Source organism: Acaryochloris thomasi RCC1774 (genome assembly GCF_003231495.1).
Lineage (GTDB): Bacteria > Cyanobacteriota > Cyanobacteriia > Thermosynechococcales > Thermosynechococcaceae > RCC1774.
The window spans coordinates 65635-83073 of the sequence record NZ_PQWO01000017.1; the positions used below are offsets into that span (position 1 = coordinate 65635).

Here is a 17439-nt window from a genome sequence, read left to right on the forward strand (position 1 = left end):
ATTAAGCTTCTTCAGGGTACAGAAGAATTTTATAGGTTTCGGCGGTGGGGGCAGTGGCTTGTTCAACAGCCGTAGCCAACTTGCTGAGGGGATAGCGATCGCTCACCAGAGCATCAACATCAATATTCTTTTGAAACACGATGTCGGCAGCCAGCTGCTGTAGTCGGAATGAGGAGCTGTAGCTGCCCATCAAATCAATCTCACGTCGATAGAGCAAATTGGGATTGATGGGGATTTCAATCTGATCGGGGAATTCAGCAAAGAATAGAATTTTGCCCCCTTTACGGGTACAGTCGAGGGCCTGAAAGAAAGCTTTATCACTCGGAACGGCGAGAATGGTGACATCGACGCCTAAGCCTCGCGTGAGGTCTTGGATTTTCTGCGGAAGATCTGAGTCTCGGGCGTCAAAGGCAGCTGTTGCGCCCACTTCTTTGGCTTTTTCGATGCGACTGGGGAGAAGATCTGTTGCGATCGCACGTGCCCCAAAGTGATTCACCAGCATGATAAACATTAGGCCAATGGGACCGGCCCCTGTAATCAGAACCGTTTGACCGGGCTGAATATTAGCTTTCTTAACCGCCTTCAGACAGCAATTGGTCGGCTCTACAAAGCTGGCCTGCTCAAAAGTAATCTCGCTGGGGATTTCCATTAACCCGCCTTGGCGGACAATGTGACCCGGTACTTTCACATATTCAGCAAACCCGCCGCCGCTAGGAGTGAACCCAGCGGTAGTCGTGATGTTTTTGTAAACGTCACACATCGAGAAATTGTCATTGAGGCAATAGTCACAGTGCATGCAGGGAATATGGTGCAGCACAATTACCCGCTGCCCCACTTTCCAGCGTTCAACATCTGCACCAACGGCAGAGATAACGCCTGCGGTTTCATGACCAAAGATACGAGGTGGTTCGTAGAGGGGATAGAGAATTTTCTTGATATCTGACTGGCAAAGCCCGACAACTTTAACCTGCACTAAAACCTCATCTGCGGCTAGCTCGGGTTGTGGAACCTCTTCATAGCTGAGCTGGTTGACCCCTCGAAATACCTGCGCTTTCATAGCTTTTCTCCCTGTGTCCACTAGCATTCAATCAGTTCTGCTCTAGCCTTGGCAAGGGAACATACTGCTCGTTCTAGCCATGGTAAAGGTTTGTAGTAATATGAAGTCTGAAATAGTCAGGCGAATTTTCCTCCAGTTGAGTTGCTTCGTCCATAGGCAGGAAATGTAGTTGCCAAAAATAAAAAGCAGCTTGTTCGGTACAAGATCACAAACCCATCGAAGAGGAACCCAATACATGAGATTTAAAACTATCTGGCCGCGACTACTTCTGATGACCTGCGTGGTCCTGAGCGGGGGTGTCACATCTGAAGCGGCGAATGCTGCAAGTATTGGCTATATCACCGGGACTAGCGAAGCAGGGGGCGGCGCAGGCAATCCGTGGGACAACGCTCAAAATGACCAAGCCCTAAACGTCGCTTTTGGTGAGGGGAACTGGGACAAGCTTTCTTTTGGGAATGCAGTTCAAGACGGAATATTTACCCCTAGCACTTATCAGGTTCTGTATGTAGACGGCGGGGATTCTCTTGGAGGCGAATTTAGAGGCTTTTTAGATGAAAACAGGGGTTCTTTAGAATCCTGGGTCGCTGACGGAGGCTCACTATTCTTGAATGCAGCTAGAAACACCTCCCCCGCCCCTATTGATCTAGGGTTCGGAGCGACGTTAATAAACGATGCTTTTTCTGATACTGCTGCTGCTGTTGATCCCAATCACCCGATCTTCAACGGGCCTGTAGGATTGACAGGTTCCTCTTTCAGTGGTTTCTCTTTCTCCCATGACTATGTGACAGGTACTGATATTGCGCCGCTAATCAACGATAGCTTGGGGCAAGCGGTCTTAGCTGAACAACGCTTCGATTCAGGTTTAGTTCTGTTCGGTGGTCTAACGACTACGAATTTTCAAAATCCTAAGCCCGAAGTGATTGCTTTACGAGCCAATATTCTCGACTATGCGGCTATCGAAGCGGGCCTCAATCCGACCCCCGGACCTCTCCCAGAGGTACCTGAAGATCCTCGGATGAGTCTATTACCAATTCTGCTGATTTCTGGTGCTCTTTTAGGGCGTTCTTATGCAAGGAGCAAGAATAGGGCCGTAGCCTAGCTTGTCGCAGCCATCTTTCGATGAGTGAACGCTACAGTAGTGATTTACTTGCATACGAGTTGGACGATCTGTAACTGTGACGCAAAGGTCCGCAAAGACGATAGTTTACTGGCCAGACAACTGCGCAAAAGCAGTTGTCGTTCTCATACACGGTCTCATTCGTTCGGCAAGATCGCTCAAGCAACTGAGAAAACGCTTGCTCAAACAGGGCTTTGCCGTCATTGGTCTCAACTATCCCTCTCGGTCAGCGAATATTGTCCAACTCGCTGAAGACGGAATACCCAAAGCTCTGCAGGCGGCGGCTGAGATTGGTGAACACCTACCCGTTCATTTCGTAACGCACTCTATGGGCGCTATCTTGCTGCGCGCTTATCTAAAAGAACATCCTGAATTCAGTTTTGGTCGTGCGGTTATGTTGGGGCCTCCGAATAAAGGTAGCGAAGTCGTCGATAAACTCAAAGGGGTTCCGGGATTTCGTCTCATCAACGGACCGGCAGGTTTTGAACTGAGTACCGGCCAAGATAGCACGCCTAAAAATCTGGGTCCTGTAACGGGTTGTGTTGGCGTTATTGCCGGAGTTAAGCCCATCAACCCACTGCTCTCACGACTATTGCCCAAGCCCAACGATGGCAAGGTCTCGCTGGCTAGCACCAAAGTTGAAGGGATGACGGATTTTCTCGTCGTTAATGCTTCCCATACCTTGATGGTGGATAAAAGAGAGGTCATTGATCAAACCCTCACCTTTCTTCAGCAAGGACAGTTTGACCACAGTGCTCAACGCACTTCGTAATGCAGCGCTAGAAATGCTTTAAGGCTATGGATAAAGTCGTGATCGTTGAATATAATCTCCAGTGGCCTGTATTGTTTACGCAGGAAGCTGCAACCATCTCCAATGCTTTAGATGACACGTTAGTGAAGCGCATTGAACATTTTGGGAGTACTGCAGTTCCTGGATTAGCAGCAAAACCAATTGTTGATTTGCTCGTCGAGGTACGTTCCCTAACCGAGGCTCAGGAATCAGTAATACAGCCACTTGCCGCCTTGGGCTATGCCTATTGGTCAGATAACCCTGATCCAGAGCGAATGTTTTTTGTGAAAGGTTTACCGCCGAATGGTCCTCGGACCCACCACATACATATGGTGGAAGCGGATAGTGTGCTTTGGGAGCGCCTGACTTTTCGAGACTATCTCCGCAGTCATCCGGCAGAAGCGGAGCAATACTTGCAGTTGAAAAGTCAGTTGGCAGCTCAGTTTTCAACAGATCGTGAAGCCTATACTGCCGGTAAGACGGCTTTTATTCAATCCATGACGCAGATCGCTAAGCAATGGAAAGCTAGCTCGATGACGGTAGACGCTTAGTGTAGATGCGATCGCATCTCACTGTCTCCACGCCAGTCTCCGCTTTGTAACCACTGGTCTCATACAACTGCACCGCTTCCACCAACACGGAAGCGGTCTCCACCCAAATTTGCCGAAAGCCTTGTTCTGAAATTCTAGATTCTAGCGATCGCAACAAAAATCGCCCCAGTCCGCCCCCCCTCACCTGGGGCTGCAGATACATTTTACGAATCTCCACCGCCTGCTCTCCTCGCGGAACGGGGTAGTAGGCCGCTGTGCCGACCACGGCACCCTGATGCTCCACAACCCAAAATTCACCTAGCCGATAGTGCTTTTCGACTTCAACGACGTCTATATCCGCACCATCGGGTTCCCAGCCCAGCCCATATTCAGTCAAGACAGTGCGGATGACCTCAGAAGCAGGGATGCGATCTGTCGTCTGCCAATCTCGAATTACAAAGTCCTTGAAAGTCTGCAGCATCAACTATGGACGCGGGGATGCGGGTGCAGCTCAGAGAGCAAATTACTTTCAAACTCAGCCAGTTCTGCTAAGCGCTGATTCACCACATCCGTTTCAAAATAGGTCGTGGCTAAAACCCAGTATGCACCGTAGTGACGGGCCTCTGAGGCCATCAGCCCCCGATAAAATGCGGCCAGCTCCGAATCTTCAATGTGGTCTGCCAGTAGCCCCAAGCGTTCGTGGCTTCGGGCTTCAATCAAGCCTGAGACCAGCAGCATATCTAACAAGCGCTCGGGTTCTTGACGGCGGACTTGGGAGCTGAGCTGAGAGCCATAGGGTGGTGCGCCCAGGGGGCTAAAGGGAATCTCTCGCTTATCAAGCCACTGGTTGACCTGCTCAAAATGAGCCAGCTCTTCTTGGGCTATGGCTGTTAAGGTCCGCACCAGCTTGTTGTAAGAGGGATAGCGGAACATCATGTTCAGCGCGACTCCGGCTGCTTTGCGTTCGCAGTGAGAGTGATCGAGGAGGATGGTGTCTAGATTTGCGATCGCAAGCTCAACCCAAGCCTTAGAGGTAGGCTGCTTGAGAAACTTAATTGTGGGCGTTGGAGAGGTGGCAACCATAAAACAAAAAAGCAAAGTCTGTCTTTATGGTGCGGTGGTCATGGAATTTTGTCGAGGTGCAGTGCTAAAGGGAAACCCCTAACAAATTGCTAGGGGCAGTATGGCTTATCAACTAACTCAGGATGCCCATTGTCAAAGGGCTGTAACCCTTACAAGCTGGGATTTCAGTATAATTGCTCGATTTTTCTACCGTGGAGATTTGCGATCGCAAATCTCTCATCTATTGCCAATCGTAGAAACACGGAGGTCTATCGCTGAAACCAAGCCGTCAGGGCCAGGGCCAGCGCATCGGCAGCATCATCAGGCCGCGGAATCTTGTCTAGCTTCAGTTCCCGAGCCACGGCTGCCTGAACATCATGCTTATCAGCATTCCCGTGGCCGGTGAGCGCCTGCTTCACCTGAGCGGGTGTGAACTCAACATAGGGCACCTGGCACTGCGCCAGCACCAGCAACACAACGCCCCGCGCCTGGGCGACCAAAATGGTGTTCGCCATCTTATAGAAAAACAGCTTTTCGATAGCGACTAAATCAGGCTGGGCTTCTTTCAGAACGCAATGCAGATCGTCATAGATGGTCTGTAGACGCAGACTGACTTCCACGCCAGCTTTGGTCTGAATAATACCAAAATCCAAAAGGGTAAAATCTGTCCCTGACTCAGGCAAACTCAGGCTACCAAACCCGAGTGAGGCCAGTCCTGGATCGAGTCCTAGAATCCTCTGATTCACCACGGTAGCAAGACTAAGATCAAAGAGAAGCTGATGTTCATTAACTTGGTAATCGGTAATCCCTACCTTGGTTTGCTGGCTCGCCTCCTGGCGCTTGCCTGAGGTTCTTTATAATGGACTTAGGACTAGCTCTTAACTGAGAGTCCGAGCTACGCTGTATATTACTTCAAAGTCCACAGACGCTGGAAGAACTGCCTTGGTTAGCCTGTTTAATCTTTCCACATCGCTGCCTAGCATGGGTGTATTTGGACCTTTGTTAGCGCTTGATGGCCTACTTTCGACCCAGGGCGTGATGGTCATGCTGCTGGTGGCCTATGCCGGTGCGATGTGGATGTTTTTATCCAGCGCTCCGAAGGTGCATACGCTAATGGTGTCGGACTTGGAGGTTGCGCGCCAGTTTTTTGAAAATGAGCTGCAGTTGCGAACAGCAGATGTACCGCTGCACTATTACTACAACTACGAGCAAACGCTAGGACTATCGGCTGTAGATCCCATTTATATGTCGGCGGTGGATCTGGGTACCCCTGCGAGCAAAAGCTTTAGCGGCAATGAAGGGCTGTGGTTTCAGCTTAAGAAAAATGTCCAGCTCCACGTGATTACGGGGGCAAGTATTGGCGAGAAAGATCGGCAGCGCCACGTTTGCTTTGATCACGATTGCTTAGAGAAAATTTTGGTGCGAGTGCAGACTCGCTACGTGAAATATAAGCTCCGCAGCGAAATGCCGCTCAATTTCCTGGTCAAAACTCTGGACGGCAGCGTCATTGAATTTTCTGAGGTCTCTGCATAGTACAGATCACTTCAAGACTTCAAGTATAGAAGACAGCAAAAAGCCCCCCAACTGGAGGGCCCTTTCAAGTTTGCGGTGGGCAATTAGCCCAGTACTTCCTTCGCTTTCGCGACAACGTTTTCTACAGTGAAGCCATACTTCTCCATGACCAGACCACCAGGGGCAGAGGCACCAAAGCCATCCACGCCAATGGAAGCTCCTTCAGAACCAACATAGCGGCTCCAGCCGAAGTCACAGCCAGCCTCTACAGAAAGACGCTTCTTAACGGCTTTAGGCAGCACAGACTCTTTATAGGCGTCATCCTGTTCGTCATATAGCTCCCAGGAAGGCATCGAGACGACCCGAACCTTCTTACCTTCACCGCGTAGCTGGTCAGCTGCTTTTGTGCAGAGCTGTACTTCACTGCCGGTTCCGATCAAGATTAAGTCTGGCGTACCGTCGCTGTCGGACAGGACATAGGCTCCCTTGGTGACCCCTTCGATAGAGGAATTATCGTAATCAGGCAGTCCCTGACGGGAAAGAGCGATTAGAGTGGGGCGCTTACGGTTTGCGATCGCAACCTGATAGGCCCCAGAAGTCTCCGTTCCTTCAGCAGGACGCATCACAATTAGATTTGGAATCACCCGCAGCGACGCAATGGTTTCCACCGGCTGGTGCGTCGGACCATCTTCACCCAAACCAATGGAGTCGTGGGTCATGACGTAAATTACGCCCGCCTCAGACAGTGCCGAAAGGCGAATCGCCGCCCGCATATAGTCAGCAAAGACCAAGAACGTTGCACAATAGGGAATCAAGCCCGAGTTGTGGAGCACAATCCCGTTACAGATCGCTCCCATACCGTGTTCCCGCACACCAAACCGGAGGTTGCGATTACCGTAGGTACCCTTCTGGAAATTCCCCTCACCCTTAATTTCAGTCAAATTAGAGTGGGTTAGGTCAGCAGAGCCGCCCAGCATTTCAGGGATGACACCCGCCAAAGCATTGATTGTGATCTCGGAGTGCTTCCGCGTTGCCAGGGTCTTATCTGCACTGGTATAGGTCGGTAGTGCCGCTTCCCAGTTTGCGGGCAGCTCACCCTTTTGCATCCGATCAAAGAGCGCCGCTTCCTCAGGATACTGAGTGCGGTAGGTCGCTAACGTCTCATTCCACTCCGCCTCAGCGCTGGCACCGCGATCAACCGCCTTACGAAAATGAGAGAGAACGTCATCAGGAATCACAAACGGCTCATGCTCCCAGCCTAAATTCTCACGGGTAAGCTTGATCTCCTCATCACCTAAGGCTGCACCGTGAATCCCGGCGGAATCAGACTTATTAGGAGAGCCATATCCAATCGTGGTGGTCACCTTAATCATGGACGGACGATCGGTGACGGCCTTTGCGGCCTCAATTGCTTTCTGAATCGCGTCTAAATCAGTATTGCCGTTCTCGACATGCTGCACGTGCCACCCATAGGCTTCGAAACGCTTGCTGACATCTTCCGTGAATGAGATATCTGTAGAGCCGTCAATAGAGATGTGATTGTCGTCGTAGAGTGCAATCAGCTTACCAAGACCCAAGTGTCCCGCTAAAGAGCAGGCTTCACCCGAAACCCCCTCCATGTTGCAGCCATCGCCCAAGATAACGTAGGTGTAGTGATCGACGAGTGTTGCATCAGGCTTGTTCAATCGACCCGCTAAATGAGCCTCCGCCATCGCTAGACCAACGCCGTTACAGATGCCCTGCCCCAAAGGTCCGGTCGTGACCTCTACTCCGGGTGTCTCAAAATTCTCAGGGTGCCCCGGTGTTCTTGACCCCCATTGCCGAAAGCTCTTAATGTCGTCGATGGTGACGCTGTCATAGCCTGACAAATGCAGAAGGGCGTACTGCAGCATGCAGCCGTGGCCCGCAGAGAGAACGAAGCGATCGCGGTTAAACCACTGTGGATTTTTGGGATTAAACCGCATGATCTTATCCCACAGCACAAAGGCCATCGGTGCTGCCCCCATTGGTAACCCCGGGTGACCCGACTTCGCCTTCTCGACCGCATCAATGGCTAAAAAGCGAATGGAATTAATGCACAGTTGATCTAAAGATTGGGTGGCAACAACCATAATTTTGTAGGTTCTATGTACTGAACAGCAAAGGAAAGAAGGGAGAAATCAGCCGATTAATTTTTATTATCACCTTAATAAACCCAGCCTATCAAAGCATCGAGGGTTTAAGGCACTGCTTATTCAAAGCAGGTCAGCAGAGATCGCGCTAGCACCGCCAAGCTTCAACCAATGTACTTTCGGAAGGCTAAGGTGACATTATGACCGCCAAATCCAAAGGAATTTGAAAGGGCAACATTAACGGCAAGTGCTCGGCTTTGATTGGGGATGTAATCGAGGTCACAGCCCTCGTCTGGATTCTCAAGGTTAATAGTAGGCGGCACGTGATCGGTATGAATTGCCATTAGAGTAGCAACGGCTTCAATACCACCAGAACCACCCAGCAGATGCCCCGTCATCGATTTCGTTGAGCTAATGGCCGCCTTGTAGGCGTTATCGCCTAGGGCTCGCTTGATGGCGGCAGTCTCCGTCGTATCGTTGGCTGAGGTACTGGTGCCGTGGGCGTTGATATAGGTAATTTCATCTGGCCCGAGGCCGGCATCTTTAAGACATCCTTCAATGGCTCGTGTTGCGCCCTCACCACCAGGGGTCGGGGAGGTCATGTGGTAGGCATCGCAGGTATTTCCGTAGCCTATTATCTCACCATAGATCTTGGCGCCTCGACTGAGGGCATGTTCCAGCTCTTCCAAAATTAAGATCCCCGTTCCTTCACCGAGCACAAAGCCGTCTCGGTCTTTGTCGAAGGGGCGACTCGCTCTTTGGGGTTCGTCATTTCGGGTGGACAGGGCACGGGCTGAGGCAAAACCCGCCACCGACAGCGGCGTCACGGCAGCTTCAGTCCCACCGCAAATCATAGCTTTGGCATAGCCCATCTGCACGTAGCGCATCGCATCGCCGATGGCGTTAGAGCCAGCGGCACAGGCTGTCACCGCACAGGAATTAGGACCCTTAGCTCCCGTATGAATTGCCGTTAGGCCAGCAGCCATGTTAGCAATCATCATCGGAATCATGAACGGGCTACAGCGGCTTGGCCCACGGGTCAGATAAATTTCTTGCTGATCTTCAAGAACCTGCAAGCCCCCAATGCCGGTGCCAATCATGACGCCAATATCGGTGGCGTTAGTGTCGTCGATTTTGAGCTGCGAATCTTCTAGCGCCTGCTTGCTTGCGGCCACGGCAAACTGAGCAAACCGATCCATCCGCTTCGCTTCTTTGCGATCCATATAGGCTTCAGGATCAAATCCCTCCACCTGGGCGGCAATCTGGCAGGCATGTTTACTAGCATCGAAGGCTGTGATCGGTCCAACACCGCTTCGCCCCGCGAGGAGTGAGTCCCAATACTCCTGGAGCGTATTCCCGATCGGGGTAATTGCACTGAGTCCAGTGACAACAACGCGTTTTCGATTTAGGTCAGTCATGATGTCAGGTTGCGGGCAACATCGAAAGTTGGGGAGGGGCGCTGCGGCCAAACGGCCGCAGCAATGAGCTTAGGCAGCTTTCTTGTCAATATATTCCACTGCTTTTTGAACGGTGGTGATCGCTTCGGCGTCTTCGTCTGGAATCTCAATATCAAACTCTTCTTCTAAAGCCATGACCATCTCAACTACGTCCAGAGAGTCAGCATTGAGATCGTTTTGGAAGCTGGCATCGGGGACAACTTGCGCTGCGTCAACACTGAGTTGCTCGGCAACAATAGACTTGACTTTCTCAAACGTACCTGAATCGCTCATAGGTTCTCTTTCTCTAGAAATACTCACAGGATAAATGGTTTGATCCCCAAGCTAGGGTCAACGATCACATGCTTTTCTAGGAACTGGACAATCTTATTGCTACCTGATCCCAATATCCATGAGCGTTGAACCACAGTAACGCCTGTTAGGATTCAAGCCATTCTTTACAGTGTAATCTGAAATGGTCCCTGTGAAATCTCTATCACCTGAAGTCCCTATGACGGTTATTCCTGCTCTCCGATATGCTTACTTTCCAGGCTGTGTGGCGCAAGGGGCCTGTCGTGAGCTTAATATGGCCACTCAGGCCATTGCCCAGACCCTCGGCATTGAGCTGATCGAACTCAAGAAGGCGGCCTGCTGCGGTTCAGGAACATTCAAAGAAGAGTCTCAGCTTTTAGAAGATACGGTCAATGCCCGCAACATTGCCCTGGCAGAGCAACTGAAGCTACCTCTGCTCACCCACTGCAGTACCTGTCAAGGCGTAATCGGTCATGTTGATGATCGATTAAAGGCAGCAAAGGCTGACGATCCGGCCTACTTTGATCAGGTCAATGGTCTTCTACAGGAGCAGAAATGCTCACCCTATCAGGGCAGCACGGAGGTCAAGCATATACTGTGGGCGTTAGTCGGGGACTACGGCTTAGAGATGATCACGCAGCAGGTGAAGCGGAAGCTCTCGGGCCTCAGATGTGCTGCTTTCTATGGCTGTTATCTTTTGCGTGCCCAGTCTTCTTTGCCTTTCGATAACCCAGTGAATCCCAGTTCAATGGAGAATTTATTTGCGGCACTGGGGGCCACGCCGGTCTATTATTCTGGGCGCACGCAGTGCTGTGGCTGGCCTTTATCGAGCTATGCCACTGAGGCTTCTTTTAAGATGGCAGGGAATCGATTGGAAGATGCGATCGCATCTCAAGCAGACTGCATCGTCACGCCTTGTCCTCTGTGCCATCTCAACCTAGACTCCCGCCAACCTGAAGTCGAAAAGGCAACGGGCAAAACCTTAGGTCTGCCCATCCTGCATCTCCCTCAGCTTGTGGGCCTCGCTCTCGGTATTGAACCCTCGAAGCTAGGGCTAGAGCGTCATGTTGTCAAAACTCAGGCACTTCTCCGAAAGCTAGGATTTTGAGCCCTTACCCCCGGCTGGAGAACCTAGAACCCAATCTACATTTACCTAAACATGCTGCTCACAGAGCTGTCTTCATGAACGCGCCAAATCGTTTCTCCTAAAAGGCTAGCAACAGACAGCACCCGCAGTTGCGGAAAGTGACGCTCTGGCGGTACTGGAATGGTGTTGGTAACAATAACCTCTTCAAACACACTGTCTACCATCCGTTGGGTCGCAGGGGGTGAAAAGACAGCATGGGTCGCACAGGCATAAACCTGCCGTGCCCCTTCCTCACGCAGCAAACGAGCTGCCTCAGTGATCGTACCGCCAGTATCAATCATGTCATCAACCAGCACAGCCGTTTTGCCTGCGACATCTCCGACCACGTTCATAACTTCAGCAACATTGTGGGCCTGACGGCGTTTATCAATGATCGCCAGGGGCGCATCATCCAGCTTTTTGGCAAAGGCCCGTGCCCGCGCCACCCCACCCACATCAGGAGAAACGACGACCAAATCCGGCAGTTCTTTCTGAGCCAGATAGTCAATCAGAACCGGTGAACCATAAACGTGGTCAACAGGAATATCGAAATAACCCTGAATCTGAGCCGAGTGTAGATCCATTGACAGAATGCGGCTTGCTCCGGCCTGAGTAATTAGATTCGCCACCAGCTTGGCCGTAATGGACTCTCGCCCTGCCGTTTTGCGGTCGGCCCGCGAATAGCCATAGTAAGGAATAACCGCTGTAATCTGTCGAGCCGAAGCGCGTCGACAGGCATCAATCATGATCAGCAGCTCCATCAGGTGATCATTGACCGGACGGCAGGTGGGCTGCATCAAATAAACATCACAGCCTCGAATGGATTCTTGAATCTGAACGTAGAGTTCACCATCAGCGAACTGCTTACGCACCATGGGCCCAAGATCAACACTCAGATAGCGCGCAACCTCCTGGGCAAGCTGAATATTTGCAGAACCAGAAAAAAGCTTAAGACGATTATTCTCAGCAACCAACGGTAACGGAGATTGCAAGGCCAGTGTTGCAGAAGAGATCACGACAGGTTCCTAAAGCGCATCCTTGGAGATTTTAGCATCCTCGATTTACCTTCAGAACGCCGATTTTCACAAGGCTCTCACAGCCAAAATTTCAGATGCAGACTACGAGCCCCGACGCTTTTGCAAAAAGTCAGGAATATCAAGCCCTGAGCCAGGCTTCTTCGCGGGTGCGGGTGGGGCCGCAGCAGGGTTCTTCACCACTTTCGCCTTGGTTCTAGCATCAGACTTAGGCTTTGCTTGCTTAATTCGAGGGGGCAGCGGCGTCGAGTCATCGCCGGTGAATCCCGTTGCAATCACGGTGATTTTGATATCACCCTGCAGCGCCTCATCAATCACGGCTCCAAAAATAATATTTGCACCGGGATCAACCACCTCATAGATGGTGTCTGCGGCCACCCCAACCTCATGGAGCGTCAAATCAGAGCCACCTGTAATGTTGAAGACCACACCCCTTGCACCTCTGATAGAAGAATCAAGAAGAGGTGAATCAATAGCGGCTGTTGCAGCTTCCTTCGCACGAGACTTTCCAGAGCCAGTGCCCACGCCCATCATGGCTGAGCCAGCATCAGCCATCACAGCCCGAACATCAGCAAAGTCAACATTAATCAGGCCAGGGATACTAATGATGTCAGAGATACCTTGCACACCCTGACGCAGGATATCGTCAGCCACTCGGAAGGCCTCTTGAACAGGCGTTTGCTCTGCAACGGCAGACAAAATCTTGTCGTTGGGAATCACAATCAGCGTATCGACCCTCGACTGCAGCGCTGCAATACCTTCTTCGGCCTGATGCATCCGCCGCCGCCCTTCAAACGTGAAGGGGCGGGTCACAACGCCCACCGTCAGCGCCCCCATCTCTTTGGCGACTTCAGCTACAATCGGCGCGGCACCCGTTCCTGTGCCCCCGCCCATGCCGCAGGTAATAAAGACGAGGTCCGAGTCCGCTAAGGCTGCTGAGATCTCGTCTCGTGACTCTTCAGCAGCTTTTTGACCAATGGCAGGGTTACCACCTGCTCCTAGACCTCGAGTCAGCTTTTGTCCAACCTGAAGACGCTGCGCGTCTGAGTTTTGAGACAAAGCCTGCGCATCAGTGTTGAGGAGCCAAAACTCTACGCCCAAAACGTTACTTTCGATCATGCGGTTGACCGCATTGCCGCCACCACCGCCAACGCCCATCACCTTAATTCTTGCTGCACCATGCGCCATGATGTAATCACTCTCTGGCTCAACAGAAGGAGTAACTGGAGCATTATCGGGTCCCAAATTATCAAGAATGGAATCCAAATCATCAAACCCTTCAGTACTCTGGGGCATACCAGCACTAAAGGAGTCACCCGCACTGGAATTGAGATGATCTAAATTAATTTTTGAACGAGGCGGGACAGAACGATTCTGCTCTTCAAATGTCATTGGGGGAGTGAATAAACGGCAAATGTAAATGAGACGTCGCGTAAACCTTAGGGCAAGTATAGGGCAAGTGTTCCGAAAAACCAATCACAGAGACCGAAACACAACCTCAATTGCCTCGATAGATACAGAATTGAAGAGATTTTCTCTATTTAATGGCTAATTTCTTTCTAAAACAGCCGAAAAAGATGAAATAGAGGAATTTCCTTGATTAGGTGGGCGGCACTGAAGGCTCTGGAGGATTACGCATTTCTAAATCCGGCTGGTCTGGATTTTGCAGGTCAATATAAACAATCTGTTCTATATCAATGGTGTCACTTAGGGATCGCATCTCATCTAACGCTTTTAGCTGCTTAGCGAAGTGACTGTCATCAGAACCAAGATGAATTTCACCTAACTTCGTCTTTAGCTTAAGATTGGCAAGATCTTGCCAGTTAATAGATGAAAGCTGAACGGGGCTATCTGATTTGATGACCGAACTGCTCTGCAGGACTGAATACATGCGCTGCCACTGTTTCTGTTTCTGTTGATTCAGAATCATTGGTTTAGCGTTTTGCGCTGCGGCTATTTTTTTGAGGGGAGCTACTGCGGTTTCGGGGAGAGGACTTAAGAAGTTCTCCATTTCGAGAGCGGGTAGATCTTTGGCGTTTGCGAAGGCAGGGTAATACTGTGCTGGTAATGCAACGCCCTGATCGTCAAGGATCCAGGTGTCTGCAGGGCCAATTTTCAGGGCTTTGGAATCGCCGGGGTCTGTAACGAGTAAACAGCGATCGCATCTTGTAATCGCCACCGGGGGCCGCTCTTGAACAAAAATAGTTGCTCTGGGGGGAAAGAGCTTTCGTGAAACGAGCACCTGTTGAATATGGGCGTGCTTTTGTAGGACCGTCTCAATCCGTTGCGGTTCTAATCGAATCAGCGATAGCGGAAAGGAGAAGGGTAGGAGTGATTCCAGCCCAGCGGTTGACAGTTGATTATTGCCCGAAATCGCAATCTGACTCTGCTGTCGAAGCTTCCATTCTGGTTGACTCACGGCCCAGCCAAGGCCAACAGCTACGCTCAGGGTCACGAGCGTTCGCCAAGCGGCCTGCAGGAAGCGATTTTGCCGCTGCCGTTTGAGCTGTTTGTGCCGATCTCGAATGAGGTCAATTTGAGATTCTGCTGCAGGGTCTGTCATCCCCTCTTCCTTGCCTTAAGGCTCTGGTATACATCAGTGAATATTCATAGTATTAGACCCTGACCCTCTTGCGTCGGTAAGCAGCGTACAGTTTAAAGATATCTTGGCCGTAAGAAGATGTCGCCCTTTGGCAGCGGAGCATTGAGAGCAGTATGGTTTTAATTCGATCCCCGAAACCGTGGCAGAGGCAACGGCAGCGGATGACGTCAGAAACGGTCTTCTACCAACGACGTCGACTGCTCAAAGGGCTAGGGGGGATGGGCATAGGGATGGCTGCATTCTCGACGGCGAGCTGTGTCCGCCAGTCAAAAACGGGGGACCCTTCAGAGCTGGCTGCGACCTTCAAAACGTCGCGGCTAGAGGCTGAACGCAATACTCGCTATACGGTCAATCGTTCGGCAACACCTCAGGATTTAGCCGCTGGCTACAACAATTTCTACGAGTTTGGCGGCAATAAACAAATTTGGAAGGCGGCGCAAAAGCTACCGCTCAACGACTGGCAGGTGGAGGTGACAGGTCAGGTCAATAATCCGCGTACCTATAATGTCGATGATCTCAAGCAGCGATTCCCGCTAGAGGAGCGCATCTATCGATTTCGCTGTGTGGAAGCCTGGGCAATGGTGGTGCCCTGGGTGGGTTTTCCGATGCGAGCGCTGCTCAAGGAGGTTGAGCCAAAGGCAACGGCCAAATTTGTTCGCTTTACTTCTTTCTATGATCCGGCAGTCTGCCCCGGTCCTGGTTTCTTACCTGGCTCACTGCCTTGGCCCTATACAGAGGGCTTAAGTATTGCTGAGATGGCCAACGAACTGGCCTTTTTCGCGGTGGGTATATACGGCCGGGAACTCCCGAAGCAGCATGGTGCTCCTTTAAGGATGGTTCTACCTTGGAAATATGGGTTTAAGGGAGCTAAATCCATTGTCAAAATTGAGTTTCTTGACCAGCAGCCGGCGACGTTCTGGAATTCGCTGTCACCGAATGAATACGGATTCACTGCAAATGTCGATCCGAAAGTGCCACACCCTCGATGGTCGCAGTCTCAAGAACGCTTACTGGGGACCGGCTCTAATTCCTATGCATGGGAGAAGCAGCCCACACTGCCCTACAACGGTTATGAGGAGTACGTGGGTAAGCTATACAGCTAGCCGCTGCACTTTTAAGATTCCGATCTCTGATATTACGGGTGCCAGGGATCAATGACTGGACCGTTTATGACATCGCCTGAATCTGCTTAACGGCGGTCAGGGCAGAGTAGCTAACGCCTGCGGTTCCTTCGCCGGGATGGGTGGAGTCACCTACGAGCCAAAGTCCTTTGATGGGGGTGCGGGTGGAGAAACCAAAGGGGCCAAAGTTAGGGACGCGCTGACCGATACCGCCGACGATGCCTTTCTGGCGAGCGGTAAAACGTTCAAAGGTGCGGGGAGTTCCGGCTTCTTGGTGGATGATGGTGTTTGCGTTGAGGGTGAAGTATTGACTGAGGTTTGCGATCGCATCTTCCGCATACTTCTCTTTCAAGCCTTCATAATCGTCGGTCTGCTCCCACTGATCTGGGTCGGTAAAGGTAGAGGCGATAATCGTTGCCTGACCATCGGTTGCACGACCATCACCCGGGCGACTGACAGAAACAAATAGGGAGTTATTCTCAGCAATGGGTCCGTCAGCATCATAAAGAAACTGCAGATGCGGTGGACAGTCATCAGGAATCGCTTCAGCTGCAACACCTAAATAAACAACGAAAGCACCGGAGGCGGTCGGCAGTCCCTGGACTCGCTTTTGATAGCTGGCCGGAGCTGCCTTCCCCAATAGATCAACTAGATTTTGCACTGTAACGTTAGCGACAACGTGGTCCGCCGCTTCGATCCACTCGTTCTCCTTGGTATCATGCCCTTGAACTTTGAAGGGGAGATTTGCGTCGTCCTTTTTCTGGATGCTCTGCACTGAGTGTCCTAGATAGAGCTCTCCAGCAGATTTTTTGAGCGCTTCGACCAAGCAATCGCTGAGTACCTGCATACTGCCGTATAGGTGGGAAAGTCCCTGAGGATGCTGCGATACTCCAAGTGCAGTAGCGGCATAGAGTAGAGCCGTTTCTTCGGCATCCACTTGGGAATAAAGCTTGAGCTGTAAATCTAAAAATGTTTTGAGGCGATGATCATGCCCCAATCCAAACGCTCGGAGCGTCTGCCCTACAGTGGAAAAGATATGGGGGACTGTCTTTAGCGTGGCAGGCCGCAGCGCCTGCACAGCCTGCCACACATCCCAAGGGCTGCGGGGCGGAATCACGGGGTCGCGGGACTGGAAAGCCCAATTGACCTCAAAAAGATCGGCCATCAGTTGCCAAAACCTCTCACTGCCGGGGAACTGTCGTTGGCGCTCGGCTTTCCACTGGTCAGGATCGCGCCAAACAGAGATGGGGCGATCTTCTCCAGGCAAGAAAACAGCGCAGGCCGGATCGCAGGGACTAGCGGCAGGGAGATCGATACCGAGTTCAGTGAAGATGCGGTGATGAATGCCGCCAGGTTCGAGGCCCGCAACCTGGGTAGCACCCACATCAAAGGTGAATCCTCGACGCTTGAAGGTTGAGGCACATCCGCCAGGGATTTGGGCTTGCTCAAAGATTTTGACCTGATAGCCTCGGTGCGCCAATAGAGATGCTGCCGTGAGACCACCGATCCCGGCTCCGATTACGACGACTTTGCAGCCAGTCGGTGAAGGTACCTGTTGCGCTTGGGGCATGAGGTAGAGGTTGTTTATATAAATTAATGATAGCGTTTCTCAGTATCAGCCCCTCGGAG

17 protein-coding genes are annotated in these 17439 nt (G+C 51.4%); 6 read left to right on the forward strand and 11 right to left on the reverse strand.

Going from position 1 to position 17439, the window contains the following annotated elements; all coding sequences use genetic code 11:
• Position 1: 1 nt before the first annotated feature.
• A complete protein-coding gene (locus C1752_RS21290) occupies positions 2-1057 on the reverse strand; it encodes a zinc-dependent dehydrogenase (protein ID WP_110988074.1) in 1056 nt (351 codons plus the stop codon).
• Between the two features lie 235 nt (positions 1058-1292).
• On the opposite strand from C1752_RS21290, the gene C1752_RS21295 reads away from it, so the two are divergent.
• The 3 genes from C1752_RS21295 to C1752_RS21305 all read left to right on the forward strand — a co-directional run bounded on the left by C1752_RS21295 (position 1293) and on the right by C1752_RS21305 (position 3515).
• Complete coding sequence (locus C1752_RS21295; RefSeq protein WP_146242394.1) at positions 1293-2156, forward strand: hypothetical protein; 864 nt, start codon at positions 1293-1295, stop codon at positions 2154-2156.
• A 76-nt stretch (positions 2157-2232) separates the two neighbouring features.
• A complete protein-coding gene (locus C1752_RS21300) occupies positions 2233-2946 on the forward strand; it encodes an alpha/beta hydrolase (RefSeq protein ID WP_199464473.1) in 714 nt (237 codons plus the stop codon).
• A 26-nt stretch (positions 2947-2972) separates the two neighbouring features.
• On the forward strand, positions 2973-3515 hold the full coding sequence (locus tag C1752_RS21305; protein ID WP_110988076.1) for a GrpB family protein: 543 nt from the start codon (positions 2973-2975) through the stop codon (positions 3513-3515).
• On the opposite strand, the gene C1752_RS21310 is transcribed toward C1752_RS21305, so the two are convergent.
• The 3 genes from C1752_RS21310 to ruvC form a co-directional block, all read right to left on the reverse strand.
• Entirely contained in the window at positions 3490-3975 is a 486-nt protein-coding gene (locus C1752_RS21310; protein WP_110988077.1) for a GNAT family N-acetyltransferase, read from the reverse strand. The genes C1752_RS21305 and C1752_RS21310 overlap by 26 nt on opposite strands.
• Entirely contained in the window at positions 3975-4577 is a 603-nt protein-coding gene (locus C1752_RS21315; RefSeq protein ID WP_110988078.1) for a MiaE family protein, read from the reverse strand. Before C1752_RS21315 ends, C1752_RS21310 begins: the two co-directional genes overlap by 1 nt.
• Before the next feature lie 248 nt (positions 4578-4825).
• A complete protein-coding gene (gene ruvC, locus C1752_RS21320) occupies positions 4826-5302 on the reverse strand; it encodes a crossover junction endodeoxyribonuclease RuvC (RefSeq protein WP_110988100.1) in 477 nt (158 codons plus the stop codon).
• A gap of 235 nt (positions 5303-5537) precedes the next feature.
• Here ruvC and C1752_RS21325 point away from each other — a divergent pair, with 235 nt between their 5' ends.
• Positions 5538-6089 (forward strand): VOC family protein, encoded by a 552-nt coding sequence (locus tag C1752_RS21325; protein ID WP_110988079.1) that lies wholly within the window; start codon positions 5538-5540, stop codon positions 6087-6089.
• An 83-nt stretch (positions 6090-6172) separates the two neighbouring features.
• Here C1752_RS21325 and tkt read toward each other — a convergent pair whose 3' ends face one another.
• The 3 genes from tkt to acpP form a co-directional block, all read right to left on the reverse strand.
• Complete coding sequence (gene tkt, locus C1752_RS21330; RefSeq protein ID WP_110988080.1) at positions 6173-8179, reverse strand: transketolase; 2007 nt, start codon at positions 8177-8179, stop codon at positions 6173-6175.
• A 164-nt stretch (positions 8180-8343) separates the two neighbouring features.
• Positions 8344-9597: a beta-ketoacyl-ACP synthase II gene (gene fabF, locus C1752_RS21335; protein WP_110988081.1), complete on the reverse strand. Its 1254-nt coding sequence runs from the start codon at positions 9595-9597 to the stop codon at positions 8344-8346.
• Between the two features lie 69 nt (positions 9598-9666).
• Complete coding sequence (gene acpP, locus C1752_RS21340) at positions 9667-9909, reverse strand: acyl carrier protein (RefSeq protein WP_110988082.1); 243 nt, start codon at positions 9907-9909, stop codon at positions 9667-9669.
• Positions 9910-10126: 217 nt separating this feature from the next.
• Between acpP and C1752_RS21345 the strand changes: the two genes are divergently transcribed.
• On the forward strand, positions 10127-11035 hold the full coding sequence (locus tag C1752_RS21345) for a CoB--CoM heterodisulfide reductase iron-sulfur subunit B family protein (RefSeq protein WP_110988083.1): 909 nt from the start codon (positions 10127-10129) through the stop codon (positions 11033-11035).
• Between the two features lie 41 nt (positions 11036-11076).
• Here C1752_RS21345 and C1752_RS21350 read toward each other — a convergent pair whose 3' ends face one another.
• From C1752_RS21350 to C1752_RS21360, 3 genes are all read right to left on the reverse strand, one after another.
• Positions 11077-12069 carry a ribose-phosphate pyrophosphokinase gene (locus C1752_RS21350; protein WP_110988084.1) on the reverse strand — a complete coding sequence of 331 codons (993 nt, stop codon included), beginning with the start codon at positions 12067-12069 and terminating at the stop codon, positions 11077-11079.
• Between the two features lie 102 nt (positions 12070-12171).
• Positions 12172-13275, reverse strand: coding sequence for a cell division protein FtsZ (gene ftsZ / locus C1752_RS21355; protein ID WP_315865273.1), 1104 nt, complete (start codon positions 13273-13275; stop codon positions 12172-12174).
• 412 nt (positions 13276-13687) lie between these two features.
• Entirely contained in the window at positions 13688-14650 is a 963-nt protein-coding gene (locus tag C1752_RS21360) for a cell division protein FtsQ/DivIB (protein WP_110988085.1), read from the reverse strand.
• Between the two features lie 152 nt (positions 14651-14802).
• On the opposite strand from C1752_RS21360, the gene msrP reads away from it, so the two are divergent.
• The gene (gene msrP, locus C1752_RS21365) at positions 14803-15792 is read left to right on the forward strand and encodes a protein-methionine-sulfoxide reductase catalytic subunit MsrP (protein WP_110988086.1); all 990 of its coding nucleotides are present in this window, start codon (positions 14803-14805) and stop codon (positions 15790-15792) included.
• Between the two features lie 64 nt (positions 15793-15856).
• Here msrP and crtD read toward each other — a convergent pair whose 3' ends face one another.
• On the reverse strand, positions 15857-17380 hold the full coding sequence (gene crtD / locus C1752_RS21370) for a C-3',4' desaturase CrtD (RefSeq protein WP_110988087.1): 1524 nt from the start codon (positions 17378-17380) through the stop codon (positions 15857-15859).
• Between the last annotated feature and the right edge of the window lie 59 nt (positions 17381-17439).

What these genes read in the sequence shown, in the direction of transcription:
- C1752_RS21290 (WP_110988074.1), bottom strand. Translation starts at nt 1,057, where the DNA reads ATGAAAGCGCAGGTATTTCGAGGGGTCAACCAGCTCAGCTATGAAGAG.
- C1752_RS21295 (WP_146242394.1), top strand. Translation starts at nt 1,293, where the DNA reads ATGAGATTTAAAACTATCTGGCCGCGACTACTTCTGATGACCTGCGTG.
- C1752_RS21305 (WP_110988076.1), top strand. Translation starts at nt 2,973, where the DNA reads ATGGATAAAGTCGTGATCGTTGAATATAATCTCCAGTGGCCTGTATTG.
- C1752_RS21310 (WP_110988077.1), bottom strand. Translation starts at nt 3,975, where the DNA reads ATGCTGCAGACTTTCAAGGACTTTGTAATTCGAGATTGGCAGACGACA.
- C1752_RS21315 (WP_110988078.1), bottom strand. Translation starts at nt 4,577, where the DNA reads ATGGTTGCCACCTCTCCAACGCCCACAATTAAGTTTCTCAAGCAGCCT.
- C1752_RS21325 (WP_110988079.1), top strand. Translation starts at nt 5,538, where the DNA reads ATGGGTGTATTTGGACCTTTGTTAGCGCTTGATGGCCTACTTTCGACC.
- tkt (WP_110988080.1), bottom strand. Translation starts at nt 8,179, where the DNA reads ATGGTTGTTGCCACCCAATCTTTAGATCAACTGTGCATTAATTCCATT.
- fabF (WP_110988081.1), bottom strand. Translation starts at nt 9,597, where the DNA reads ATGACTGACCTAAATCGAAAACGCGTTGTTGTCACTGGACTCAGTGCA.
- acpP (WP_110988082.1), bottom strand. Translation starts at nt 9,909, where the DNA reads ATGAGCGATTCAGGTACGTTTGAGAAAGTCAAGTCTATTGTTGCCGAG.
- C1752_RS21345 (WP_110988083.1), top strand. Translation starts at nt 10,127, where the DNA reads ATGACGGTTATTCCTGCTCTCCGATATGCTTACTTTCCAGGCTGTGTG.
- ftsZ (WP_315865273.1), bottom strand. Translation starts at nt 13,275, where the DNA reads ATGGCGCATGGTGCAGCAAGAATTAAGGTGATGGGCGTTGGCGGTGGT.
- C1752_RS21360 (WP_110988085.1), bottom strand. Translation starts at nt 14,650, where the DNA reads ATGACAGACCCTGCAGCAGAATCTCAAATTGACCTCATTCGAGATCGG.
- msrP (WP_110988086.1), top strand. Translation starts at nt 14,803, where the DNA reads ATGGTTTTAATTCGATCCCCGAAACCGTGGCAGAGGCAACGGCAGCGG.
- crtD (WP_110988087.1), bottom strand. Translation starts at nt 17,380, where the DNA reads ATGCCCCAAGCGCAACAGGTACCTTCACCGACTGGCTGCAAAGTCGTC.